The organism is Pollutimonas subterranea, from assembly GCF_002849655.1.
GTDB lineage: Bacteria > Pseudomonadota > Gammaproteobacteria > Burkholderiales > Burkholderiaceae_B > Pollutimonas > Pollutimonas subterranea.
In genome coordinates this window covers 371,296-394,531 of sequence record NZ_PDNW01000002.1, presented here as the reverse complement: position 1 = coordinate 394,531, position 23,236 = coordinate 371,296, and the positions used below count along the sequence as shown (strand labels likewise).

The following is a 23,236-nucleotide window of genomic DNA, read 5'->3' as shown; positions in this document are numbered from 1 at the left end:
GAACCTGTTTCAGTTTTCCTGACGACCCACGAATAATGACCGATCAATTCGCAACAGTTTCCCTGGATCAGCTCTCGCAGCAGGATACCGGTTCCATCCTGATCCTGACGGTCAACAATCGCCATGCGCGCCGGATCGTCGCCGAATTGTCAGCCGGCTTGAGCGAGACGCGCCAGGTGATGGAAGTGCCTGATATCGTTCCCTTGTCGGGCTGGCTCGCCCGCGCCGCCGACCAGTTGTCGTTCGTACCGGACTCCGACCTCGCTTCGCACACCGTCGATGCGTTTGGGTCGCAGCTTCTATGGCAGCGCGTGATCGCCGACGAGGAATCGGACCATGTGCTTCTGGATGTAGCCCAGGCGGCGCGCCTGGCGGCGCAGGCCGATCAACTGCTGGACGAGTGGCAAATAAGCGTTCCGCCCGAAGTTGAAACTGCGGAGTTCCAGCGTTTTCGGACGTGGCGTGATCGCTACCGGCAGACGCTTGCGGCGATGGACCTTGAAGACGGAAACCTGGCTTACGAAAAAATTCATGCTGCAATTCGTCGTGGCTGGCTGCGCATGCCATTTTCAACCCTGGTGTTGGCCGGCTTCAATGAACTATCGCCACGACTTTCCAGTCTGCTCGATGCTATGCGGGAGCAGGATATCGAGGTGCTGGTCCTGGATACCACCGCTCCGGCGGCTGGCATGGTCCGGCGCCTGGTCGCTCCGGATCCAGACAATGAGTGGCGCATGGCGGCGCGGTGGGCGTCCGATAAACTAAGCCAGGATCCCGGCGGACGCTACGCGATCGTGGCGGCCAGGCTCGAGGCCGATGTCGTCCTGGCGCATCGCAGCTTGCGCAATGCCCTGGGCAGGGATGTGCACGGTCGGCCCCATGCCTATAACGTTGCCGTTGCACGGCCTCTTTCGGAGTGGCCGCTGGTCCGTGCCGCGCTGGCTTGGCTGCGCATAGTGGCCCAGTTTGTACAAAAAAAATATTGCGAACCTCGCGATCTGGGCCAGGCGCTGCTGGCCGGCGCGTGTGCGGGCGACCTGCACGAGGCCTCGGGAAGGGCCGCCATGGATGCACTCTGGCGCAAGCAGGCCAAGGTGAAAGTGTCGCTGGCCGAATTCGGGGATCTGTTCGATAGCCATGCTCCGCTCCTTGGCGCTGCCTGGAAGGACTGCGTGGCCGCCTGGCTGGAACAGACTGCCACCGCGGATATCGACACATGGACGCGGCGCTTCCGGTCCTGGCTGCAGGCGCTGGGCTTTCCGGGCCAGAGCTCACTGGACAGTCACGCTTACCAGGTGGTGGAGGCGTTCGACGGCCTGTTGGATCGGTTTGGCCGGCAGGCGCCTGTCGTGGGATCAACCGGATTATCCGCTGCGGTGGCAATGCTGACTCGCCTTGCGCGTGAAACGCCATTCCAGCCGCAACGGGACCCTTCTGCACGGCTCGACGTGTTGGGCTTTCTTGAATCGGAAGGAGGGCGCTGGGACGGCATATGGGTGCTAGGCCTGACCGACAACGTATTGCCCGCCGCCCCAAAGCCCAATCCTTTCATTCCATTGGCCGCGCTACGCAAGGCCAATGCCCCGCGTGCCACACCAGAGCGGGAATTGCACTGGGCGTCATCGATGTATGACGCCTTGTTGGCCTGCGCCCCCGAGGTTTGCCTGAGCCATGCACAGCATGAGGGTGAGAGCGAGCTTCGGCCGAGTCCTTGCATCGCCGGACTGCCGGTGACCGAGATGAGCATGGACACGGAATTGCAAGCCAGTTGCGTGCTTGAATGCATGCTGGACGAACAAGGGCCGGCGCTGCAAGCGGGGCGGGCGACGCGTGGCGGCATAGCCGTTATCGATACGCAGGCCCGCAACCCTCTGTGGGCGTTTGTGAAGTATCGATTGGGCGCCAGCCAGCTTCCAGACTATGCCGATGTTGCCGACCAGAATGCGCGAGGTGTATTCCTGCACAAGGCTATCGAACTTGTCTGGCGGCTTGTTCCGGACCAGCAGAGCCTGCGTGAACGGAATACTGACGGACGCCTGGATGCTCTTTTGCAACAAGCCGTGCAACAGGCGGCCGATGAGTGCCTGGAGGACTACGGCGTGGTGCTGCGCGCACTGGAAACGGAACGCGCCATGAAGATACTGCGCGACTGGCTGGCGCTCGAGCTTACGCGTACGGAATTCACGATACGCGACGTCGAGCAAAGCTACCAATGGTCGCACGGACCGTTGGAACTGAATCTGCGCCTGGACCGCATCGATCAATTGAACGACGGGCGGCTCGCTGTCATTGACTACAAGGCGGGCGACAGCAATATCGATCCGCGCTCCGACTGGATGCGGCAGCGCCCCGTGGGCCTGCAACTGCCTTTCTACGCATCGGTATTGGCGGGCGAAGACCACGCCGTGGCCGCGCTTGTCATGGTAGGCCTGCATGCCAAGGCGGTTAACGTGAAGGGGCTGGTCGATGGCGATTACGGCCTCGAGGGCCTGTCAGCCGTGAACGAGTGGCCCGCTTTCGCCGACCATAGCTGGGATACGCTAATGGCGGAATGGCGCCGTACCATCGAAAGCCTGGCGCAAGAATACGTGGCCGGGGTCGCGCGCAATGAAAGCTTACGGCCCGACGATATCAAATACTGCGACGTGCTGCCTTTCTTGCGGCTGAACGAGGAATACCCGCATGTCGATTAAACAGCCCAGCGACAGCGCGGTCCGGGCAGCGGCCATTGACCCGTCGCGTTCATTCATCATCCAGGCCCCGGCGGGATCCGGCAAGACCGAATTGCTGACCGACAGGATACTGGCCTTGCTGGCCACGGTGAGCCGGCCCGAAGAGATCGTTGCCATTACCTTCACGCGCAAAGCGGCATCCGAGATGCATGCCCGCGTGCTCGGCAAGCTGGAATCAGGCTGCGGACCATGCCCGCCCGAGGCGTACAAGAAGCGCAGCTGGGAGCTGGCGCAGAAAGCCATGCGGCGCAATGACGAATTGGGCTGGAATTTGCTGCAGTATCCCGCAAGGCTCAGCATACGCACCATCGATTCATTTTGTACCTATCTGGTCCGGGCCATGCCCTGGCTTAGCTCGCTGGGCGGATTGCCCGCCATTGTCGATAACGCCAGGGAACATTACGAGGCCGCCGCCCAAGCTACGCTGGACATGGCGGACGAGAACGCAGCGGTGGCGAAGTTCATTTCGCATCTCGATGTAAACAGGCGTAGCGCCCAAGGACTGCTGGCCGACATGCTGGCCAGCCGCGACCATTGGCTGCCCTTGCTGGCGTCGGGCAGCGATGTCGATCAATTGCTGGAAAACCTCGATAAAGCGGTCCAGTCCGACCTTGAGCGGCTGGCCTGCGCCATGCCGCCGGGCTGGGCCACCACGTTGGCCCCTTTGGTTGCGCAGGCGGCCGGTGTGCTGGCGAACAAGGGGAGCGCGGCCAGCCTGTGCCTGCTTCAAGACTGGCAGGGCGAACGCTTTGATACCGATGCTTCATGCCTGCCGCAGTGGCAAGCCCTGGCCAGCGTGCTGCTGACCAAGGAAGGCAAGCTGCGGCGCACCGTCAATATAGGCCAGGGTTTCGAGCCCAAGTCGGCCTGCAAAGAAGATTTCCTGGCGTGGCTCAGGACGGTGCCGGAGGCCGAGCCATGGGTGGGCGCGCTTGCCGACATTTGCCGCGCACCCTGCGATGGCTATAGCGAAGAGCAGCAGGAGATCCTGGGTGTACTCCTCCAGGTCTTGTGGCTTGCCGCGGCGCAGCTTAACTTGCGCTTTACCGAGAAGGCCGAGGTGGACTTCACCGAGATATCGCGGCGGGCGCTGGATGCGCTCGGACAGGTGGACGATCCCAGCGATCTGCTGTTGGCGCTGGACACCACCATACGGCACATATTGGTCGATGAGTTCCAGGATACCAGCCAGTCGCAGATACAGCTGCTCGAGCGCCTGACTTCCGGCTGGATGGCCGACGACGGGCGCAGCCTGTTCCTGGTGGGCGATCCCATGCAGTCGATCTATCGTTTCCGCAAGGCCGAAGTCGGACTGTTCCTGATGGTGAAAGAGCATGGATTGGGCGAGATCATGCTGACGCCTCTCGAGCTGAAGGACAATTTCCGTTCCCAGGCGAATCTCGTCGACTGGGTGAACAAGATCTGCCGACCTATCTTTCCGAAGGAAGATCACCCGGGACTGGGTGCCATACGCTATACCGATTCGACCGCCTTCAACGATGGCGTCGAGGGTCTGGGCGTGGAGTTTCATCCCGTCTGGACGGTCAAGGATAAACAAGGGAATGTGACCGGCGACGCCGCCGCGACGGCGGAATCGATTGCCATCCAGCTGGCCAGGGAAGCGCTTGCCCGGCATCCAGACAGCGAGCATCCGGTCGCGATACTGGTGCGTGCGCGTTCGCACCTGGATGCCATCGTGCATCGCCTGGCTCAGCAGAATATTCCGTGCCGCGCGGTGGAGCTTGTCTCCCTGAAGTCGCGCCAGGTCGTTATCGATCTGGCCCAATTGGCGCGGGCCCTCTCGCATCCGGCTGACCGGCTGGCATGGCTGTCGGTATTGCGCTCGCCGCTGTGCGGCCTGGGCTTGGGCAGCCTGCATGTCTTATTCGGGTCCGACCTGCAGTCCGCCGTACCTTTGTTGCTGGCGCGCTGGCTGGCCCGTGACAATGAACAGGGCCAGCGCCTGGATGAATCCGAAGCGAAGCGGGCACGCCACGCTGCCGGCGTGTTGCTGGATAACGGTAATGCTTCAGGGTCGGTGCCGTTCGCCGCCTGGCTGGAAAACTGCTGGCAGCGTCTGGGCGGCGCGGCGATATACAGCAGTGCCAGCGACATGGCCGATTCGGAACGGCTTTTCCGGCTTATCGAAGAGCTGGCGCCTTATGGCAACCTGGATCCCATCGAGCTCGACAACAGGCTGGAGAAGCTTTATGCGGCCCCGAACAGTACGGGCCAAGCCGTTGAGGTGATGACCATACATAAATCCAAGGGGCTGGAATTTGACACCGTCATTCTGGCGGGCTTGCATCGCCGGCCCAAGGCCGATACCGCTCCCTTGATGCGCTTCGAGTATGGCGCAGGCGAGCTGCTGCTGGGCCCGATCAAGCATAAGGTCTCGGATGAGCACGATCCCGTGTCGGTATACCTGGCGGCACGCGACAAGCAGCGAGGGGCCTATGAGGCAGACCGTCTTCTGTACGTTGCCTTGACCCGCGCACGGCAACAGCTGCACCTGATCGGCGTGGTGGAGCTCGATGGCGGCATGAGCATCAAGCCGCCAGAAATGAGTTCCTTGCTGGGCCGCTTGTGGAACCACATGGTGCCCCCTCACATACCGGATGCTTCTGACCTGGAAGGCGAGGGCGGCGCGTCCGATGAGTCCCCGCGCCAGCGTTTTCTCCTGCGCATGGCCGAGCAGTCTCTGCCCGACGGGAACCCTGTACCAGCCGTACCGCGTCACGTGGCTCCCTGGACCTGGCGGCCCGATGCCGGTCATGAAAGCGTGATAGGGACGGTCGCGCACGCATGGCTGGAGCGCATAGGCAAAGAGGGCATCGGCAACTGGTCGGTCGACCGGGTTGACGAGTGCCTGCCGGTCTTTCGCAAGCAATTGAGCCGCGCGGGTTTAATGGCTGCCGCCGTTCCCGATGCGGCGCAGGTCTTGCGCGATACGCTGGCCGCGACCCTGGCCAGTCCGAAAGGGCAGTGGTTGCTGTGGGCGGCGCGCGCGCACAGGGAGTGGTCGCTGCTGGACGTCAGCGGACGTGTATCGGTCATTGATCTGGCGATTTCGCAGGAGTCCGACTGGCTGGTCGTTGACTACAAGACGGGTGTGCCTCATGCGGATGAGAGTCGGGACGTTTTTGCCGCCCGCATGCGCGAGCGGTATCGCGAGCAAATACAGCGGTATTGCGCTCACGTAAGCGCACTGGACGGCCGGCCGGCCCGCGGTGCCTTGTATTTTCCACGTGCCGACGTATGGGTCGATTATTGAGTTTCCAAACCTGTTAAACTCTCTTCTTGGCGGGCCCCTTCGCATGGTTCGGCGGTGAATCTGGTCAGGTCGGGAACGAAGCAGCCATAGTCGCTCAGAGTCAGTGCCGAAGTCAGGCTCGCCATCCTTCTTTTTTGCTTATCTTCTCCCAAGTACCCCCAAGATAGCCTCTAATCCGGTACACTTTTCGTTTATCGTTGATAGCCTCCCGGCTTTAAGCTTCTTGCATGACTTATCTGGTACTGGCGCGTAAATGGCGGCCACGTTCGTTTGATACCCTAATCGGCCAGGATCATGTGGTCCGAGCGCTGACGCACGCCCTTTCCACCCAGCGCCTGCACCATGCATGGCTGTTCACCGGCACGCGCGGCGTGGGCAAGACGACCCTGTCGCGCATATTGGCCAAGTCGCTCAATTGCGAGACCGGCATTACGGCCACGCCTTGCGGAACCTGCCGGGCGTGCACTGAAATCGATACCGGCCGCTTTGTCGACTATGTCGAACTCGATGCCGCATCAAACCGGGGCGTCGAGGAAATGACGCAACTGCTCGAGCAGGCGGTCTATGCGCCGGGCAGCGGCCGCTTCAAGGTCTACATGATCGACGAGGTCCATATGTTGACGGGGCATGCGTTCAACGCCATGCTCAAGACGCTCGAAGAGCCTCCGCCCCACGTCAAATTCATACTCGCCACCACCGATCCGCAGAAGATCCCGGTTACGGTGCTGTCGCGCTGCCTTCAGTTCAATCTGAAGCAGATGACGGCGGAGTCCATGGTTGCGCACTTGCAAGATGTGCTCGCCCAGGAGGACATGCAATTCGAGACCCCGGCGCTCAGGCTTCTCGCTCAGGCGGCATCGGGATCCATGCGCGATGCGCTGTCCCTGACCGACCAGGCCATCGCCTATAGCGCCGGCAACCTGACCATCGATGCCGTACAAGGCATGCTGGGTACCATCGATCACCGCCACCTGGTGAACTTGGTGCACGCCCTGGCCAATGGTGACGCCGGCCAGGTGCTGGCCGTCGCCGACGAACTCGCGTCGCGCGGCCTGTCCTATGCGGGGGCGCTGGCCGATCTTGCCATATTGCTCTCGCGCATCGCCATACAGCAGCGCATACCGGGCACTATTCCGGCCGATGACCCGCAGGCCGACGACATCGCCGGGCTTGCCGAGTGCCTGCATCCCGATGTGGTCCAGTTGTTTTATTCGGTGGCCGTGCACAGTCGCCAAGAGCTGTCACTGGCGCCGGACGAGTATGCCGGTTTCGTGATGGCATGCCTGCGTATGCTGGCTCTCGTGCCGGCGGGTACATTGCCGCCTGCAGGGCCTGCCGCCTCGCAACCCAGGCGACCAGAGTCCCAGGCTGCAGCGTCCGCGCCTCCAGCGGCCCCGGCCGCGGCCGCACCTGTGACCCCTGCCAGTGCGGTCATGCCGGCCGGCAATGCCGCTCCGGCTGTCGCGCCGGTCGTCGCCACTACGAAGGCGGCCCCAGTCATCGAAACATCGACACCTGCGGTCTTCCCATCCAACGATACGCCCGCCTGGGAAGACTTGCCGCCTCAAACCGCGTCGGCACAGATTGCATCGCCGCAGACTCCGTCGCCAGAAAATACGGCGGTAGAGAATACGGCGGTACAGAACGCAACTCCAGCGATCAAATCTCCAGAGATCGCAGCGGCAGAAACCACATCGTCAGAGACGACATCCGCCCGTTCGACGGACGAACGGGCGCGGCAAAGCCTTCAAGATTCAGACGCTGCGTTTGAAACGCTACAGACCGATGAATTCGAAAGTCTCCAGCCGCCTGGCTTCGAGGATGTCGACGAGGGCCGGTTCGAGCATATTGAAATGGGCGATCCCGGTTTCGAGTCGCTTGAAGAGATCCCGGCGCAAATTGCCGATCTCCCCGCAGCGGTATTCTCGACGGAGCGCAAGAAATCAAAGTCCCCACGCCTTCGCGCCATGAACGCCCAGGCGTGGCCGGCATTGGCGGCCTCCTTGCCGGTCACAGGCCTGGCTGCGGAACTGGCGCGCCAAAGCGAATGGATTGGACTGGAGGGCGAACAGATCAATTTGCGGGTGGCGGTTTTTACCCTGGCAGAGAGCCCGGGCAAGGCGCGTCTTTGCACCGTCCTGTCCGAGCATTTTGGTACGGTCGTCCAGCTGAATGTCGAATATGGCGCCACCGGCGACGAAACCGCACATGCCGTTGCGCAGGCACAGAAGGCGATGCGCCAGCAAGAGGCCGAACAGGCGGTTGCCACCGACCCGTTCGTGCAAACGCTTATCAGTGAATTCGGTGCCAGGGTGGTGCCCGGTTCCATCAGCGCGGCACCCCTTGAGCGGGCTGCCTAGGCGCTTGTTTATACTTACTCTCTTATTTCAGGAAAGCTTGCCATGATGAAAGGTCAGATTGCCGGTTTGATGCGCCAGGCGCAGCAGATGCAGGAAAACATGAAGAAAGCCCAGGACGCGCTGGCGGATATCGTTGTCGAAGGTGGCTCGGGTGGGGGACTGGTTAAGGTTTCCATGACATGCCGCCACGATGTCAAGCGTGTCACAATCGATCCCAGCCTGCTGGCCGACGATAAGGAAATGCTGGAAGACCTGGTGGCCGCCGCGTTCAACGACGCACTGCGCAAGGCAGAGGCCACCTCGCAGGAAAAAATGTCCGCTGTAACGGCCGGCATGCCTTTGCCCCCAGGAATGAAACTACCCTTCTGATGGACGAGCTGCTTCCCGAGCCGGAGCCGCTCAAGACGCTTATTGATGCGCTGCGCCGTTTGCCCGGTGTCGGTGTGCGTTCGGCTCGCCGCATGGCCTACCACCTTCTGCAGCACGATTTGTCGGGCGCCGACCAGCTTAGCCGCGCCTTGGCAAATGCGGTCCAGGGCTTGCGGCATTGCGCGCGTTGCAATGGTTTCTCCGAAGACGAAGTCTGTGCGACCTGTGCGAATGCCAAGCGTGACCCCTCGGTACTATGCGTGGTCGAGACGCCGGCCGATCAGAATATGATCGAATCCAGCCATGGTTATCGCGGCTTGTATTACGTGCTTATGGGCCGCCTGGCACCGCTGGAAGGAATCGGCCCCAACGAATTGCAGTTCGACCGCGTCATAGGTCGCGCCACCGACGGCCAGGTGCAGGAAGTCATCCTTGCCACCAACTTTACGGCTGAAGGTGAAACGACCGCGCACTATTTGTCGGAATTGCTTCAGGCCCAGGGGCTGAAGGTAACTCGCCTCGCGCGCGGGGTTCCGGCGGGAAGCGAACTCGAATATGTCGACGCGGGAACGATCGCATGGGCCCTCATGGAAAGGCGCAGTACATAGCACTGCTTACTTTTGCGCACCGTGCAATCCCCCATTAGCGATATTTCAATTCTCAAGTAAGATGCAAAAAAACCAACATATCAAGGAGACTCTGAATGTCCATTTCTCGTCGTGATCTGCTTAAGCTGGCTGGCGTTGCAGGCGCCGTAACGGTTGCTCCGGGCATTGTGCGTGCCCAGGAAATCGAAAAGAAAGACGTGTCCATCGCCGTAGGCGGCCAGGCCCTTATTTACTATCTCCCCTTGTCCATTGCCAATATCAACGGCTACTTCAAGGACGAAGGGCTGGATGCGAAAATCATCGACTTCGCGGGCGGCTCCAAGGCGTTGCAGGCCGTGGTTGGCGGAAGCGCCGACGTCGTGTCGGGCGCGTTCGAACACACCATTTCGCTGCAGTCAAAAGGCCAGGCCTATCGCGCGTTTGCCCAGCAGGGGCATGCTCCCATGATCGTGCTGGTGGTTTCCAACAAGACCATGGCCGACTACAAGACGCCCGCCGACCTGAAAGGCAAGAAAATCGGTGTTACCGCGCCAGGTTCCTCCACCAACATGATGGTCAGCTTTTTCCTGGCGCAACATGGCCTGAAGCCTTCCGACGTCTCGTTCATCGGGGTAGGGGCCGGCGCGGGCGCCATTACCGCCATGCGCACTGGCCAGATCGACGCCATGGCCAACCTGGATCCGGTAATCAGCACTTTGGTCAAGGAAGATGCGGTCAAGGTCATTGCCGATACCCGCACGCTGAAAGACACGAAGCAGATCTTCGGCGGGAATATGCCGTCGGGTTGCCTGTACACCTCGCAGGAATTCATCGACAAGAATCCCAACACCACGCAAGCGCTGGCCAACGCCATCGTTCGTGCCGACAAATGGATACAGGCCGCCAGTCCCGACGATATCGCCAAGGTAGTGCCCAAGGGGTACTTGCTGGGCGATCCCGATCTCTACAAGCTTGCGCTCCAGGGCAATAAAGAAGCCTTGTCGCCGGACGGAATGGTTCCGGAAGATGGCCCGCAGACGGCGCTGAATGCGCTGGCCGCCTTTATCGCCGATTTCCCGACCGACAAGATCGATATTTCCAAAGTCTGGACCAACGATTTCGTCATTAAAGCCAATAAGAAGTATCCGAATGCCTGATGCTGCACTGCTGCTCGACAATATCACCTGCACATTCCCGGCGCACGATGGCAGCGGGGCCGGTTATACCGCGGTAAAAGAAGCCTCGATCTCCATCGCGCCCGGCGAGTTCGTTTCAGTTGTCGGGCCTACGGGCTGTGGCAAATCCACACTGCTTAATGTGGGGGCCGGCCTGCTGGCCCCTTCGTCGGGCCAGATCAAGGTGTTTGGCAAGGTCCTCGACGGCGTGAATCATCGCGCCGGCTATATGTTCCAGGGCGAAGCGCTCATGCCCTGGCGCAGTGCCTTGTCCAATATTACGGCCGGCCTCGAGTTCGCCGGCGTTCCTGCCGCGCAAGCGGAAGAGCAGGGACGGGAATGGATGAAGCGGGTGGGGCTGGGCGGATTCGAAAACCGGTATCCCCACCAGATGTCCGGGGGCATGCGCAAGCGCACGATGCTTGCGCAGACCCTTATCCGGGACCCCGACATCATTCTCATGGACGAGCCGTTTTCGGCTCTCGATATCCAGACGCGCCAGCTTATGGAAAACGAGGTGCTCGACCTATGGATGGCCAAGCGCAAGGCGGTCCTGTTCATTACGCACGACCTTGACGAAGCCATCGCCATGAGCGACAGGGTAGTGGTGTTGTCCGCGGGTCCGGCGACGCATCCAATAGGCGAATTCGTCATCGATATTCCCCGTCCCCGCGATGTGGCCGAGGTGCGCAACAATCCCCGCTTTGTCGAGCTGCACAAGGCCATCTGGGATGTCCTGCGTGAAGAAGTGTTAAAGGGCTATGCCCAACAAAAACGGGCCTGAGATGTCGAAGTCAAAAAAATCAACTCCCTATTCCATCCGGTTTTGGCAAGTATTGCTTCTGGTCATTATCCTGACCGCATGGCATATTGCCTCGCGCGACCGGAACTTCGCTTTCTTCTTCGGCCAGCCCGTGGAAATCGCCAAAGTCATCTGGACATGGTTCGTGGTCAATGGCGACATCTATCGGCACCTGGGCGTTACGCTGACTGAAACCGTGCTGGCGTTTTTCATAGGGACCATCGCCGGATTGGCATTCGGCCTTTGGCTGGGGCTGTCCCGCGGGGCCAGCGCCTTGCTCGACCCCTACATCACGGCCGCCAATTCCATGCCGCGCGTCATTCTTGCGCCGATTTTTGGCATGTGGTTTGGCCTGGGCATCTGGTCCAAAGTGGCCCTCGCTGTCACCCTGGTGTTTTTCATCGTATTTTTCAACGTGTACCAAGGGGTGCGCGAAGTCAGCTCAACCCTGCTGGATAACGCCCGCATGCTGGGCGCCAACCGTAAACAGCTTTTGCGTCACGTATACATTCCGTCGGCGACCAGCTGGGTGTTCTCCAGCCTGCACACATCGGTCGGGCTGGCGTTCGTGGGGGCTGTCGTGGGCGAATACCTGGGGTCGGCCAGCGGCGTGGGCTATCTTATCCTGCAGGCCGAAGGCACGCTGGATGTGAACACGGTATTTGCAGGTATCGTCGTGCTGACCGTATTTGCCCTGATTCTAGATGGCCTGGTTACCCTGTTCGAGGACCGGGTCCTGGCCTGGAAACCGGCGGCGGGCGAGACCGAAAAGCTGTAGCCCGTAGCCGCCGTGCTTCCTGATGCTACCGCGCCTGGGCGATAATTTCGTCCAGTTTCACGGCATCGGCGGCAAATGCGCGTATGCCTTCGGCCAGTTTCTCGGTGGCCATGGCATCCTGATTCATCTCGGTACGGAAGGCGACTTCATTGCTTGCCATCCATTCCGGCGCCTGCCGCTTGGAAGCGTCCGGGTCCAGTTGCCGTTCCAGCGGATCGGTGCTCGCTGTCAGTTCGGCCAGTAAGTCGGGGCTGATCGTCAGCAGGTCGCAGCCGGCCAAGGCCCGGATTTGCCCAATATTGCGAAAGCTGGCGCCCATGATTTCGGTGGGAATGTCGTAAGTCTTGTAGTAATCGTAAATGCGCCGGACCGACTTGACGCCGGGGTCGGCAACGCCGGAGCTGGCTGCTTCATCCCATTTGTCGCCCGCATTCTTCTTGTGCCAGTCGTAGATGCGCCCTACAAAGGGAGAAATGAGCTGCACTTTGGCTTGGGCGCACGCGATAGCTTGCGGAAGACAAAACAATAACGTCATGTTGCAGCGTATGCCTTCGGCTTGCAAAGCCTTGGCGGCCTGTATGCCTTCCCAGGTGGACGCCAGCTTGATCAGGACGCGATCGCGGTCTATCCCGGCGCGTTGATACAGACCGATGATATGGTGCGCACGCTCGATGCTGGCCTGCGTGTCGAACGACAGGCGCGCGTCGACTTCGGTGGAAACGCGTCCCGGCACAATGGTCAGGATTTCGCGACCAAAGGCAACCAGCAAATGGTCCACCAGTTCGCTGCCCGAGCCCTGGCCATTGTCGGCGACCACCTTGTCGAGCAGATAACGGTTTTCTTCTTTTTGTATGGCTTTCAGGATCAGCGAGGGATTGGTCGTTGCGTCAGTGGGGCGATGAAGGCGCATGGCTTCAAAGTCGCCGGTATCGGCAACCACCGTGGTGAACTGTCGCAAGGTTTCAAGTTGATTGGGCATAGTGTTCGCACCGATTAGGCAAGTACAGGAAAGAACCTATTACTGTAGACCATTTTCGTAGTCGGCACGGGGCTGAAAGCCCTTCTTGCTCCTCCCGGTTCTGGCTTGGGCGGTCTCAAGGTATAATCGGAAGGTTTACTTATTGACTTTACAACCGGGGTTTACAGTGCTGCCGTCACTCTTTCCTGAGGGGGCCAACAGGTCCCCATCTGCAATTCTTGCCTTGGCAGACGGTACCATCTTCAAGGGTGTCTCTATCGGCGCCGATGGTTATTGCGTCGCCGAGATCGTCTTCAACACGTCCATGACGGGCTATCAAGAGATCCTCACCGATCCCAGCTACAACGGGCAAATCGTTACCTTAACGTACCCACACATAGGTAATACGGGTATCAATCTTGAGGATTCCGAGTCGGACCGTATCCATGCCGCCGGCCTGGTGGTGCGTGATTGTTCCTTGCGTGTGTCCAATTTCCGCTCAACGCAATCCTTGCCGGACTACCTCAAGTCCCAGGGAGTGGTGGCGATTTCGGGTGTCGACACCCGAAAGCTTACCCGCATCCTGCGCGAGGGCGGTGCCCAAGGCGCATGCATACTGGTGGGCAACGACGCCGATCGCGCGCTCGAGCTTGCCCGCAATTTTCCCGGCATGTCCGGCCAGGATCTGGCCAAGCTTGTCTCGACCAAGACCACTGAAAAATGGGTCGAGGGTACGTGGCAACTGGGCCAGGGCTTTTCGCAACCCGAGAACCCGATCTATCATGTGGTCGCCTACGACTACGGAATCAAGACCAATATCTTGCGCCTGCTGGCCGACCGGGGATGCCGCGTAACACTGGTGCCGGCCCAAACGCCGGTGCAAGATGTGCTGGCACTCAAGCCCGACGGCATCTTCCTGTCGAATGGTCCCGGCGATCCGGAGCCCTGCCTGTACGCCATCGATACCTGCAAGGCCGCGCTCGCGGAAAAAATTCCCATGTTCGGCATTTGCCTGGGACAGCAGATACTCGGCCTGGGGCTGGGTGCCAAGACCATCAAGATGAAAACCGGCCATCATGGTGCAAACCATCCGGTCCAGGACCTGGACACCGGCCGGGTTTTCATCACCAGCCAGAATCATGGCTTCAATGTCGATGTCGATACCTTGCCCGCCAATGCGCGAGTCACTCATTTGTCGCTGTTCGATGGAACGGTACAAGGGTTCGAGCTGACCGACAGTCCTGCATTCTGCTTCCAGGGGCACCCCGAAGCCAGCCCCGGCCCACACGATATCGTGGTGCTATTCGACAAATTCATCAGCCTGATGGCTGAGAAAAAATAATACAGAACTATGCCAAAGCGTTCAGACCTAAAAAGTATTCTTATCATTGGGGCCGGCCCGATCATCATCGGCCAGGCATGCGAGTTCGACTATTCCGGCGCACAGGCGTGCAAGGCCCTTAAGGCCGAGGGGTACCGCACCATCCTGGTCAATAGCAATCCGGCCACCATCATGACCGATCCCGAAACGGCCGATGTCACCTACATCGAGCCCATCACCTGGGAAGCGGTAGAGAAAATCATCGAGCGCGAAAAGCCCGATGCCTTGCTCCCTACCATGGGCGGCCAGACGGCCTTGAATTGCGCGCTCGATCTCGTGCACAACGGCGTACTCGAAAAACATGGTGTCGAACTTATCGGCGCCAACGAGCATGCCATCGAGAAAGCCGAAGACCGCCAGAAGTTCAAGCAGGCCATGAGCAAGATCGGTTTGGAATCGGCCAAGTCCGGCGTGGCGCACTCGCTGGACGAGGCGTGGGAAGTGCAGCGTCGCATCGCCAGGGAAGCCAACGTTTCCGGGTTTCCGGTAGTGATACGCCCCAGCTTCACCATGGGCGGTTCGGGCGGCGGCATTGCCTACAACAGCGAAGAGTTCGAAAGCATTTGCCGACGCGGACTGGAAGCATCGCCGACCAAGGAACTGCTCATCGAAGAGTCCTTGCTGGGATGGAAAGAGTACGAGATGGAAGTCGTGCGCGACAGCGCCGATAATTGCATTATCGTCTGCTCCATTGAAAACCTCGACCCCATGGGCGTGCACACCGGCGACTCGATTACCGTGGCGCCCGCGCAAACGCTCACCGACAAGGAATACCAGATCATGCGTAATGCATCGATCGCGGTATTGCGCGAAATCGGCGTCGATACCGGTGGTTCCAACGTACAGTTCGCGGTCAATCCCGATACGGGCCGCATGATTGTCATCGAAATGAATCCACGCGTGTCGCGATCATCGGCGCTGGCGTCGAAGGCAACGGGCTTTCCCATTGCCAAGATCGCAGCGCGCCTGGCCGTGGGCTATACGCTGGACGAGCTGCAGAACGAAATCACGGGCGGCGCAACGCCGGCCTCGTTCGAGCCATCCATCGACTACGTGGTCACCAAGGTTCCGCGTTTCGCCTTCGAGAAGTTCCCCGCTGCCGACTCACGCCTGACCACGCAGATGAAATCCGTGGGCGAGGTCATGGCCATAGGCCGCACCTTCCAGGAGTCCTTCCAGAAAGCCTTGCGTGGCCTGGAAGTGGGTGTCGACGGCCTCAACCAGAAAACCACCGATCGTGAAAAAATCCAGGTCGAACTCGGCGAGCCCGGTCCCGAGCGCATCTGGTACGTGGGCGACGCCTTTGCCCAGGGCTTTTCGCTGGAAGAAGTACACAGCCTGACACGCATCGATCCCTGGTTCCTGGCCCAGATCAAGGAAATCGTCGATATCGAGCTCGCGCTCGAACAAAAGACGCCGGCCGATCTCGACCACGACACGGTGCGCGAACTCAAGCGCCGGGGCTTCTCCGATCGCCGCCTGGCTTTCCTGCTGGATACCTCCGAGACCGAAGTTCGCAAACTGCGCCATCAGCTGGGCGTGCGTCCCGTCTATAAGCGTGTGGATACCTGCGCGGGCGAATTCGCAACGCGCACGGCATACATGTATTCCACCTACGAAGACGAGTGTGAATCGGCGCCCACCGATCGCAAGAAAATTATCGTGCTGGGTGGCGGACCGAACCGTATCGGCCAGGGCATCGAGTTCGACTATTGCTGCGTGCATGCCTCGCTGGCCTTGCGCGAAGACGGCTATGAAACCATCATGGTCAACTGCAACCCTGAAACCGTCTCCACCGATTACGACACCTCCGACCGTCTCTATTTCGAGCCCGTTACGCTGGAAGACGTGCTCGAAATCGTGCACAACGAGAAGCCGGTAGGCGTCATCGTTCAATACGGCGGCCAGACTCCGTTGAAGCTGGCGCGCGCCCTTGAAGCCAATGGCGTACCCATCATCGGTACCAGCCCCGAGTCCATCGACGTGGCCGAAGACCGCGAGCGTTTCCAGAAACTGCTCACCAAGCTGGGCCTGCGCCAGCCGCCCAACCGTACGGCCCGCACCGAAGGCGAGGCGCTTTCACATGCGGCGGAAATTGGTTATCCGCTGGTGGTGCGTCCCAGCTATGTGCTGGGCGGCCGCGCCATGGAAATTGTGCACGAGCAGCAGGATCTCGAGCGCTATATGCGCGAGGCGGTCAAGGTCAGCAACGACTCGCCGGTATTGCTGGATCACTTTCTGAATAACGCGACCGAGGTCGACGTGGATTGCATCGCCGACGGCGAGACAGTGTTCATCGGCGGCGTAATGGAACACATCGAGCAGGCCGGCGTCCATTCCGGCGATTCGGCCTGCAGTCTTCCGCCGTACTCCTTGTCCGGCGAAGTCATCACCGAAATCAAGCGCCAGACTTCACTCATGGCCCGTGCACTGAATGTGAAAGGCCTGATGAACGTACAGTTTGCCATCCAGGATGGCGACGTCTATGTGCTGGAAGTCAATCCCCGTGCTTCGCGCACCGTGCCGTATGTATCCAAGGCTACTGGCTTGCAGTTGGCAAAGATCGCCGCAAGGGCGATGGCCGGCAAGACGCTTGCCGAACAAGGCATACACAAAGAGATCGTGCCCAGTTATTACTCGGTAAAAGAAGCGGTATTCCCCTTCGTGAAATTCCCCGGCGTGGACACCATTCTGGGCCCGGAAATGAAGTCGACCGGCGAGGTCATGGGCGTAGGCGAAAGTTTCGGCGAAGCGTTCGTGAAGTCGCAACTGGCGGCCAGCGTGCTGCTGCCTGAAACCGGCACCGTGTTCATCAGCGTGCGCGAACAGGACAAGCCGCTAGCCGTTGAAGTCGCCCGCGGCCTCATCTCGCTGGGCTTCACCATCGTTGCCACGCGCGGTACGGCAGCGGCCATTCAGGAAGCCGGCCTGGACGTTCAGGTGGTCAACAAGGTTACTGAAGGCCGTCCACACATCGTCGACATGATCAAGAATGGCGAGATCGCGCTGGTCATCAACACGGTCGAAGAACGACGCAACGCCATTACCGATTCACGCATGATACGAATCAACTCTTTGGCGGCACGAGTGACTTTCTTTACGACGATAGCCGGTGCTTGCGCTGCCGTCGAGGGTCTCCAGTATTTGCGTCAAGGCGGAGGCCTGAAGGTCTATTCGCTGCAAGACCTGCATGCCGGCCTGCCCAAGCAGTAATGAATAGCCGCTCATGAGTCGTGTGTTCATCACCGGAGCGAGTAGCGGCATAGGCGCCGCGCTCGCTTCTTTTTATGCACAACAGGGCGCGCAGTTGGGGCTGGTGGGGCGTCGGCACGACGCCTTGCTGGCCTTGAAGAACAGCCTGCCGGGCACGCACCAGGTCTATACGCTCGATGTCCGGGATCGTGCCGCCTTGCATGCGGCCGCGCGCGACTTCCTGGCGCTGGGGCCGGTCGATATTGTGATTGCCAGCGCCGGAATCAGTGCCGGCACGCTTACCGAAGAACCCGATGATTTTCGGGTTTTTGAAGCCATCATTGCCACTAATTTAAATGCCACTGTCGCCACGTTCGAGCCTTTCATCGCATCCATGAAGGAGCTGGGACGCGGCCGCCTGGTAGGAATCGCCAGCGTTGCGGCGGTGCGTGGCCTGCCAGGCGCCGGCGCCTACAGCGCCTCAAAAGCGGCGGTCAGGGCGTACTGCGAAAGCTTGCGGGTCGAGCTGAGCCAGTCCGGCGTCAAGGTGGTCACGATCGCGCCCGGCTTCATCCAGACCCCGATGACCGCGCAGAACCCCTACAAGATGCCTTTCCTTATGCCGGCGGACCGCTTTGCAGCACACGCGGGGCGGGCCATCGAAAAGAACGTCTCGTACAAGGTCATACCGTGGCAGATGGCATGTGTGGCGAAACTGTTGCGCATCGTGCCCGATCGCGTATATGACTATTTCGCCGTTCGCCGTGAACGCAAGCCGCGGATAGGCTGAGCGGTTTTCGTTACTGTAGTGTTGCGTTGAAATCCACATCGCCGGCCACATAGAACCACTGTCCGTCTTCCAGTACGAACCGGCTATGTTCCTTCAGGCGCTGGGCGCGTCCGCCTTCCCGGTAGCGTGCGGTGAACATCACCTGAGCCTGGTTTTCGGATAATTGCGTGTGGCTGTGAACGGCAAGGTCCAGCCAGCGTGGGGCATGCGGCGTTCCAGGCGGATCAAGCGCCAGGTCGGTTGGACGGGTATCGGCATGCCACGTCGCCAGGATGTAGGCGGTCTCGCCCATCGTGTAGGCGGTATAGCGTGATCGCATCAGATGTTCGGCGGTGGGAGCGCGTTCGCGTCTTTCGATGTATGGCTGGCAACAGGCCGCATAGCTTGCTCCCTTCACAATACCGCCGCAAGGACACGCCGATGGATTACGCCGTTCTTTCATGGTCGGTGTTAAAGCACATCGTCCAGTGCGGATGTTTCGAGATGTCCGATCCGGCCCCAGTCGATCATCGCCCAGTTCTTGTCTTCATCAATGGAGAAGTGATTGATGCTGGTATTGAGTATGGGATCGGGACGCGCCGCATCCAGTGATATCCCGCGCGCCTTGCGCCATGCAATGTCAATGACGCCGCCATGCGAAAAAACCAGCAATGACTTGCCTTGGTATTGTTGCGCCAACGCCTCGAAGGCCTCGCCGATACGGGCGCTGAAGTCATGCAGGGACTCGCCTTTTTCAACCGCTTGCTGTGGATTGCGAAAGTCTACGCCGCCCCCGTTGGCCCGGAGTTCATCCAGCATGGCCCAATCCCGTCCTTCATAGATGCCGTAACAGCGTTCACGCAGATCCGGACTGGCGTGCAGGGGCAGGCCCAAGTGGCCGGCCGAGATACGCGCGGTTTCAAATGCGCGATTCAGGTCGCTGCTGACTATCGCGTCGATGGGCACATCGAAATCAGGCGATTGGAAATAATCGGCCAATTGCTCAGCTTGCCTGATGCCCACGGGGCTCAGGGGAATGTCAAGCCATCCCTGCAGGCGCCGATTGGCGTTCCACTCGGTTTCACCATGGCGTACCAGCCAGAATTGCGTGATGTTCATGCGATGATTTTTTCCATGAGGGTGTCAATATTCCAGATTTGTTTCAACATCGAGATCAGGGCGACGAGTACCGGTTGGCCCGCATTCTCGGTGGAGGTAATAAACCCCAGGCTTGCCTCGATGCTGGCTCGTCCCCAAATGGCAAAGTCCTGTCGCTTGGCGCCGACCAGCGCCACTTCTTCACGCACCAGGGCGCAGCCTGCACCAGCACGGACCAGCGCATCCATATTGGCTTGGTCGGCACTGTTCATGACAATGCGCGGCGCCAGCCCGTGGCGTTCGAACAGCTCGCGCAAAAGCAGGTGTATATGGCTGCCATGCGGCCCGTCCAGCCAGGGCAGGGCGGCGAGTTCGGCCCATCCGCCCAGTTTAAGCTGTTCGGCCATGGCGTTGGGTAATACGATGCGATAAGTGATGCTGCGCAGCGGCATCCATTGGACATCGCGGGGCGGGTAGGCCGCTATTGTCAGTGCTGCCGACAAGCGCCCGGTGCAGACATATTCTACCAGTTGGGAGGTCGGCAGCACCTGGGTCTGGAACTCGATCAGCGGGAGGCTGCGCGTAACGCTGCTGACCAATTCGCCCAGGCGCAGGAAGTCGACCTGTTCGCTTGGTATGCCCAGTACGACCATGCCGTGCAGCTCGCCTTGCAGCGCGGTGGCCTCGGATTTCAGCTGCGTACCCAGCGCCAGGATGGCTTCGGCAGTGGGCAGCAGGCTCTCACCGGCCTTGGCCAGGGCGAATCTGCCGGCGCTGCGGTCGAACAGGGCCACGCCCAGGCTTTGTTCAAGCGCCTTTACCTGCGCGGTCACAGCGGGTTGTGTCAGGCTCAGAGCCTCGGCGGCACGTGTCAGGTTGCCGACCCGCGCCACGGTAACGAATGCCCTGATCTGATAGATTTCCATCGGTCCGCGTATCGTCAGGCGCTAAGCAAGCGAATCTGCGCAGGTTCCAGTCCGATGGCCACGGGCGCACCGGGGCGGTACAGGCTCAGGCCCGCATAGTGGGATTGATCAGCAGTGACACGCTGATCGCCCACCCTTACTTCATACCGCGTGAATTCGCCCAGAAATTCGCTTCGCTCGATAATGCCCGGCAGCCAGATGAATCGCGCGTCGCCGCGTCCTCCCGCGTTTTCCATCTGGACGGTGTGAGGACGAAAGCTGGCGGCAAGCCGTGGACTGTTCGGTGCTTCGGAATGCAGGGGCAGCATCAGGTCGCCAACGCCGCCTACGCTCAGGGTGATGTTGTTGCTGCTGCGTTCCTTGACCTCGCCTTCCAGCACGTTCATGGTGCCCACGAAATTTGCAACGAAGCGGTTGCACGGAAAGTCAAAGAGATTCGACGGGCTTCCAACCTGCTGTACGACGCCCTGGTCCATGACTGCCATGCGGTCTGCCGTCGTCATGGCTTCTTCCTGGTCATGCGTCACGAAAATCGTGGTGATGCCAAGCCGGCGTTGCAGTGACAGCAGTTCCTGGCGCATTTGCACGCGGAGATTGCGATCCAGATTGGACAGGGGTTCATCGAGCAGCAGCACCTGCGGTTCAATGACGATGGTGCGCGCCAGGGCCACCCGTTGCTGTTGCCCGCCGGATAGCTCGTTGGGATACCGCTTGGCATATTGCGACAGGCCCACCAGTTCGAGAGCGCCGGCGACTCTTGCCTTGAGCTCGGCGCCGCGTACCTTGCGCTCGACAAGGCCGAAGGCAACGTTATCCCAGACTGTCATGTGGGGCCACAAGGCATAGCTTTGGAATACCATTCCGATATTGCGCTTGTGCGGCGGCACTGATCCGATATTCTGTCCGTCCACCAGCAGCTCGCCGGAATTCTGCTGGTTGAATCCCGCGATCAGCCGAAGCAATGTGGACTTTCCCGAGCCCGAGGGCCCCAGCAAGGCAAAGAATTCTCCCGGTTCCACGGTCAGGCTGATGTTCTTGAGAACCTCGGTCCTGTCGTAGGACAGCCTGATATTCCGGCACTCCACGCTGACTTTTTTCATTCTGCTCCCTGGCTTGCGCGCGATGGGCGTTGACGGGCCGATGCGCGTTCAACGATGAGGTGGGATGCATAAGTGCCTGCTGCGACCGCTACCACGGCCAGGACGCCGAGGGCGGCCCCCGGCCCGCGGCCGGAAGCGCTTTGCATGTAAAGATAGATACCGTAGCTCATGGGCGCGTCGCTGTCGCGTGTGACAAGCATGATGGTAGCCGAGAGTTCGACTGCCGCGGTAATGAAACTGGTGACGAAGCCGGCCAGCATGCCGCCGGCCATCAAGGGAATCACCACCCGCCGTATGGTGTTCCACCGATTGGCCCCGACCGATGCCGCAGCTTCTTCAAGCGACAGGTTGATCTGCTGCAGGGCAGCCACGCAGGACCGCAAGGCGTAGGGCAGGCGGCGCACTGAATAGGCAATCATGATTAGCACCCAGGTGGTCGTTATCCCGACATCCGTGCCGGGAATGTCGACGTTGCGGAAGGTGCGCATGAACCCGATGGCAAGGACAATACCGGGTACCGCCAGCGCGGCCGAGGATATCCAGTCCAGCCACTGCCGGCCGGGAAGTTTGCTGCGCAGCATGAGGTAGGCAATGGCGGTCCCCAGGATGACGTCGATGCCGGCGGCCAGTCCGCAGTAAAGCAGGGTATTGCTTATCATGCCGGGCGATTCCTGGAATACGGCCGTGTAATGCGCAAGGGTATAGCCGTCCGGCAAGGGTGCGTAGCTCCACACGGTTGCCAGCGACAGCATGAGGACGCCGAGGTGAGGGGAGAGCACCAGCAACAAAACCAGGATGATCCAGCCATAGGCCAGCACGGTCTGGACTTTGTTCAGTGAACGTTGCTGCAGCGAGTTGCCGCCCTTCTGCAAGGTGGAATAGTCTTTCCCCTTGAGCATGCGGGCCGACAGCCAGAGTGCCAGGATGGAAAAACCGATCATGATGACGCTGATCACATAGCCCAGCGGATCGTCGATGCCGACCTGGGTGATGCGCAGATAGGCTTGCGGCGCCAGCATATTGGTCACACCCAGCACCAGCGGTGTCCCCAGGTCGTCGAACACCTTGACAAAGACCAGCGACGCGCCGGCCACGTAGCCCGGCAGGGCCAAAGGGAAAATGACCCGCCTGAACAGGCGCCAGCCCTTGGCGCCCAGATTGACCGCCGCTTCCTCCATGGCTCCATCGATATTGCGCAGCGCCACCGTGAGATTCATCAGGATGAAGGGGAAATAGTGCAGGGACTCGACGAAGATGATGCCGTTCAGCCCGTCCATCAACGGCAGCGTAACGCCGAACCATTCGTCCAGCAGAAGGTTCATGGAGCCCGCACGGCCAAAAATCAGCTGCATGGCGACTGCGCCCACGAACGGCGGCATGATCAGCGGTAATACGCCCAGTGTCTGGATGATCAGCGCACCCCGGAACCGAAACCGTATCGTCAGGTAGGCCAGCGGAACCGCAATGAGCGAGGAGAAAAAAGTGGCGGCCAAGGCTACATACAGGCTATTGACAAAGGATTCCCTCAGTAGTGTCTGGTGGAAGAAGGAGGCAAAGTGGCCTAGCGTGAAGCTGCCGTCGGCATTGACGAAAGCGCTATAGAAGACGCTGCCGACCGGGATGATCAGGAAGGTGGCGAGAAACGCCAGGACGAGCATAGCGATAAGCACGAGGCCCGAAGGGAATCGCGATGTAAAGGAGTGAGTCATGAAGGCCCCGGAACGCGCCTGCTGCA

The 23,236-nt window shown here is 60.2% G+C and carries 17 protein-coding genes and 1 other RNA gene; 12 read left to right on the top strand and 6 right to left on the bottom strand.

Annotated elements, in window-relative coordinates; translation table 11 throughout:
* Positions 1 to 35 precede the first annotated feature (35 nt).
* The 9 genes from CR159_RS04225 to CR159_RS04185 all read left to right on the top strand — a co-directional run bounded on the left by CR159_RS04225 (position 36) and on the right by CR159_RS04185 (position 12,077).
* Entirely contained in the window at positions 36 to 2,693 is a 2,658-nt protein-coding gene (locus CR159_RS04225) for a PD-(D/E)XK nuclease family protein (protein WP_102072748.1), read from the top strand.
* Positions 2,683 to 6,006 carry a UvrD-helicase domain-containing protein gene (locus CR159_RS04220; protein ID WP_102072747.1) on the top strand — a complete coding sequence of 1,108 codons (3,324 nt, stop codon included), beginning with the start codon at positions 2,683 to 2,685 and terminating at the stop codon, positions 6,004 to 6,006. The genes CR159_RS04225 and CR159_RS04220 overlap by 11 nt, the downstream gene beginning before the upstream one ends.
* Positions 6,007 to 6,034: 28 nt before the next feature.
* Positions 6,035 to 6,132: signal recognition particle sRNA small type (ffs, locus tag CR159_RS04215), an RNA gene on the top strand.
* Positions 6,133 to 6,233: 101 nt separating this feature from the next.
* Entirely contained in the window at positions 6,234 to 8,366 is a 2,133-nt protein-coding gene (locus CR159_RS04210) for a DNA polymerase III subunit gamma/tau (RefSeq protein ID WP_102072746.1), read from the top strand.
* Between the two features lie 42 nt (positions 8,367 to 8,408).
* Positions 8,409 to 8,735 carry a YbaB/EbfC family nucleoid-associated protein gene (locus CR159_RS04205; RefSeq protein ID WP_102068697.1) on the top strand — a complete coding sequence of 109 codons (327 nt, stop codon included), beginning with the start codon at positions 8,409 to 8,411 and terminating at the stop codon, positions 8,733 to 8,735.
* Positions 8,735 to 9,343 (top strand): recombination mediator RecR, encoded by a 609-nt coding sequence (recR, locus tag CR159_RS04200; protein ID WP_102072745.1) that lies wholly within the window; start codon positions 8,735 to 8,737, stop codon positions 9,341 to 9,343. Before CR159_RS04205 ends, recR begins: the two co-directional genes overlap by 1 nt.
* 95 nt (positions 9,344 to 9,438) lie before the next feature.
* The gene (locus CR159_RS04195) at positions 9,439 to 10,479 is read left to right on the top strand and encodes a substrate-binding domain-containing protein (protein WP_102072744.1); all 1,041 of its coding nucleotides are present in this window, start codon (positions 9,439 to 9,441) and stop codon (positions 10,477 to 10,479) included.
* A complete protein-coding gene (locus tag CR159_RS04190) occupies positions 10,472 to 11,281 on the top strand; it encodes an ABC transporter ATP-binding protein (protein ID WP_102072743.1) in 810 nt (269 codons plus the stop codon). The genes CR159_RS04195 and CR159_RS04190 overlap by 8 nt, the downstream gene beginning before the upstream one ends.
* Before the next feature lies 1 nt (position 11,282).
* Positions 11,283 to 12,077, top strand: coding sequence for an ABC transporter permease (locus CR159_RS04185; protein ID WP_102072742.1), 795 nt, complete (start codon positions 11,283 to 11,285; stop codon positions 12,075 to 12,077).
* 25 nt (positions 12,078 to 12,102) lie between these two features.
* Here the strand turns inward: CR159_RS04185 and tal are convergent, their stop codons facing one another.
* Positions 12,103 to 13,056, bottom strand: coding sequence for a transaldolase (tal, locus tag CR159_RS04180; protein ID WP_102072741.1), 954 nt, complete (start codon positions 13,054 to 13,056; stop codon positions 12,103 to 12,105).
* Between the two features lie 166 nt (positions 13,057 to 13,222).
* On the opposite strand from tal, the gene carA reads away from it, so the two are divergent.
* From carA to CR159_RS04165, 3 genes are read left to right on the top strand one after another with little or no spacing between them, the layout of a single operon-like run.
* Positions 13,223 to 14,377, top strand: a complete 1,155-nt coding sequence (gene carA / locus CR159_RS04175; RefSeq protein ID WP_199173234.1) for a glutamine-hydrolyzing carbamoyl-phosphate synthase small subunit — start codon at positions 13,223 to 13,225, stop codon at positions 14,375 to 14,377.
* 9 nt (positions 14,378 to 14,386) lie between these two features.
* On the top strand, positions 14,387 to 17,629 hold the full coding sequence (gene carB / locus CR159_RS04170; protein ID WP_102072739.1) for a carbamoyl-phosphate synthase large subunit: 3,243 nt from the start codon (positions 14,387 to 14,389) through the stop codon (positions 17,627 to 17,629).
* A gap of 13 nt (positions 17,630 to 17,642) precedes the next feature.
* A complete protein-coding gene (locus CR159_RS04165) occupies positions 17,643 to 18,398 on the top strand; it encodes an SDR family oxidoreductase (protein ID WP_102072738.1) in 756 nt (251 codons plus the stop codon).
* 10 nt (positions 18,399 to 18,408) lie between these two features.
* Here the strand turns inward: CR159_RS04165 and CR159_RS04160 are convergent, their stop codons facing one another.
* The 5 genes from CR159_RS04160 to CR159_RS04140 are packed head-to-tail and all read right to left on the bottom strand — an operon-like array spanning position 18,409 to position 23,210.
* Positions 18,409 to 18,840: a YchJ family protein gene (locus CR159_RS04160; protein WP_102072737.1), complete on the bottom strand. Its 432-nt coding sequence runs from the start codon at positions 18,838 to 18,840 to the stop codon at positions 18,409 to 18,411.
* Positions 18,841 to 18,848: 8 nt separating this feature from the next.
* The gene (locus CR159_RS04155) at positions 18,849 to 19,496 is read right to left on the bottom strand and encodes a histidine phosphatase family protein (RefSeq protein ID WP_102072736.1); all 648 of its coding nucleotides are present in this window, start codon (positions 19,494 to 19,496) and stop codon (positions 18,849 to 18,851) included.
* Positions 19,493 to 20,401 carry a LysR family transcriptional regulator gene (locus CR159_RS04150; protein WP_102072735.1) on the bottom strand — a complete coding sequence of 303 codons (909 nt, stop codon included), beginning with the start codon at positions 20,399 to 20,401 and terminating at the stop codon, positions 19,493 to 19,495. The genes CR159_RS04155 and CR159_RS04150 overlap by 4 nt, the downstream gene beginning before the upstream one ends.
* Positions 20,402 to 20,415: 14 nt before the next feature.
* Complete coding sequence (locus CR159_RS04145; protein WP_102072734.1) at positions 20,416 to 21,501, bottom strand: ABC transporter ATP-binding protein; 1,086 nt, start codon at positions 21,499 to 21,501, stop codon at positions 20,416 to 20,418.
* Complete coding sequence (locus CR159_RS04140) at positions 21,498 to 23,210, bottom strand: ABC transporter permease (RefSeq protein WP_102072786.1); 1,713 nt, start codon at positions 23,208 to 23,210, stop codon at positions 21,498 to 21,500. The genes CR159_RS04145 and CR159_RS04140 overlap by 4 nt, the downstream gene beginning before the upstream one ends.
* Positions 23,211 to 23,236 lie beyond the last annotated feature (26 nt).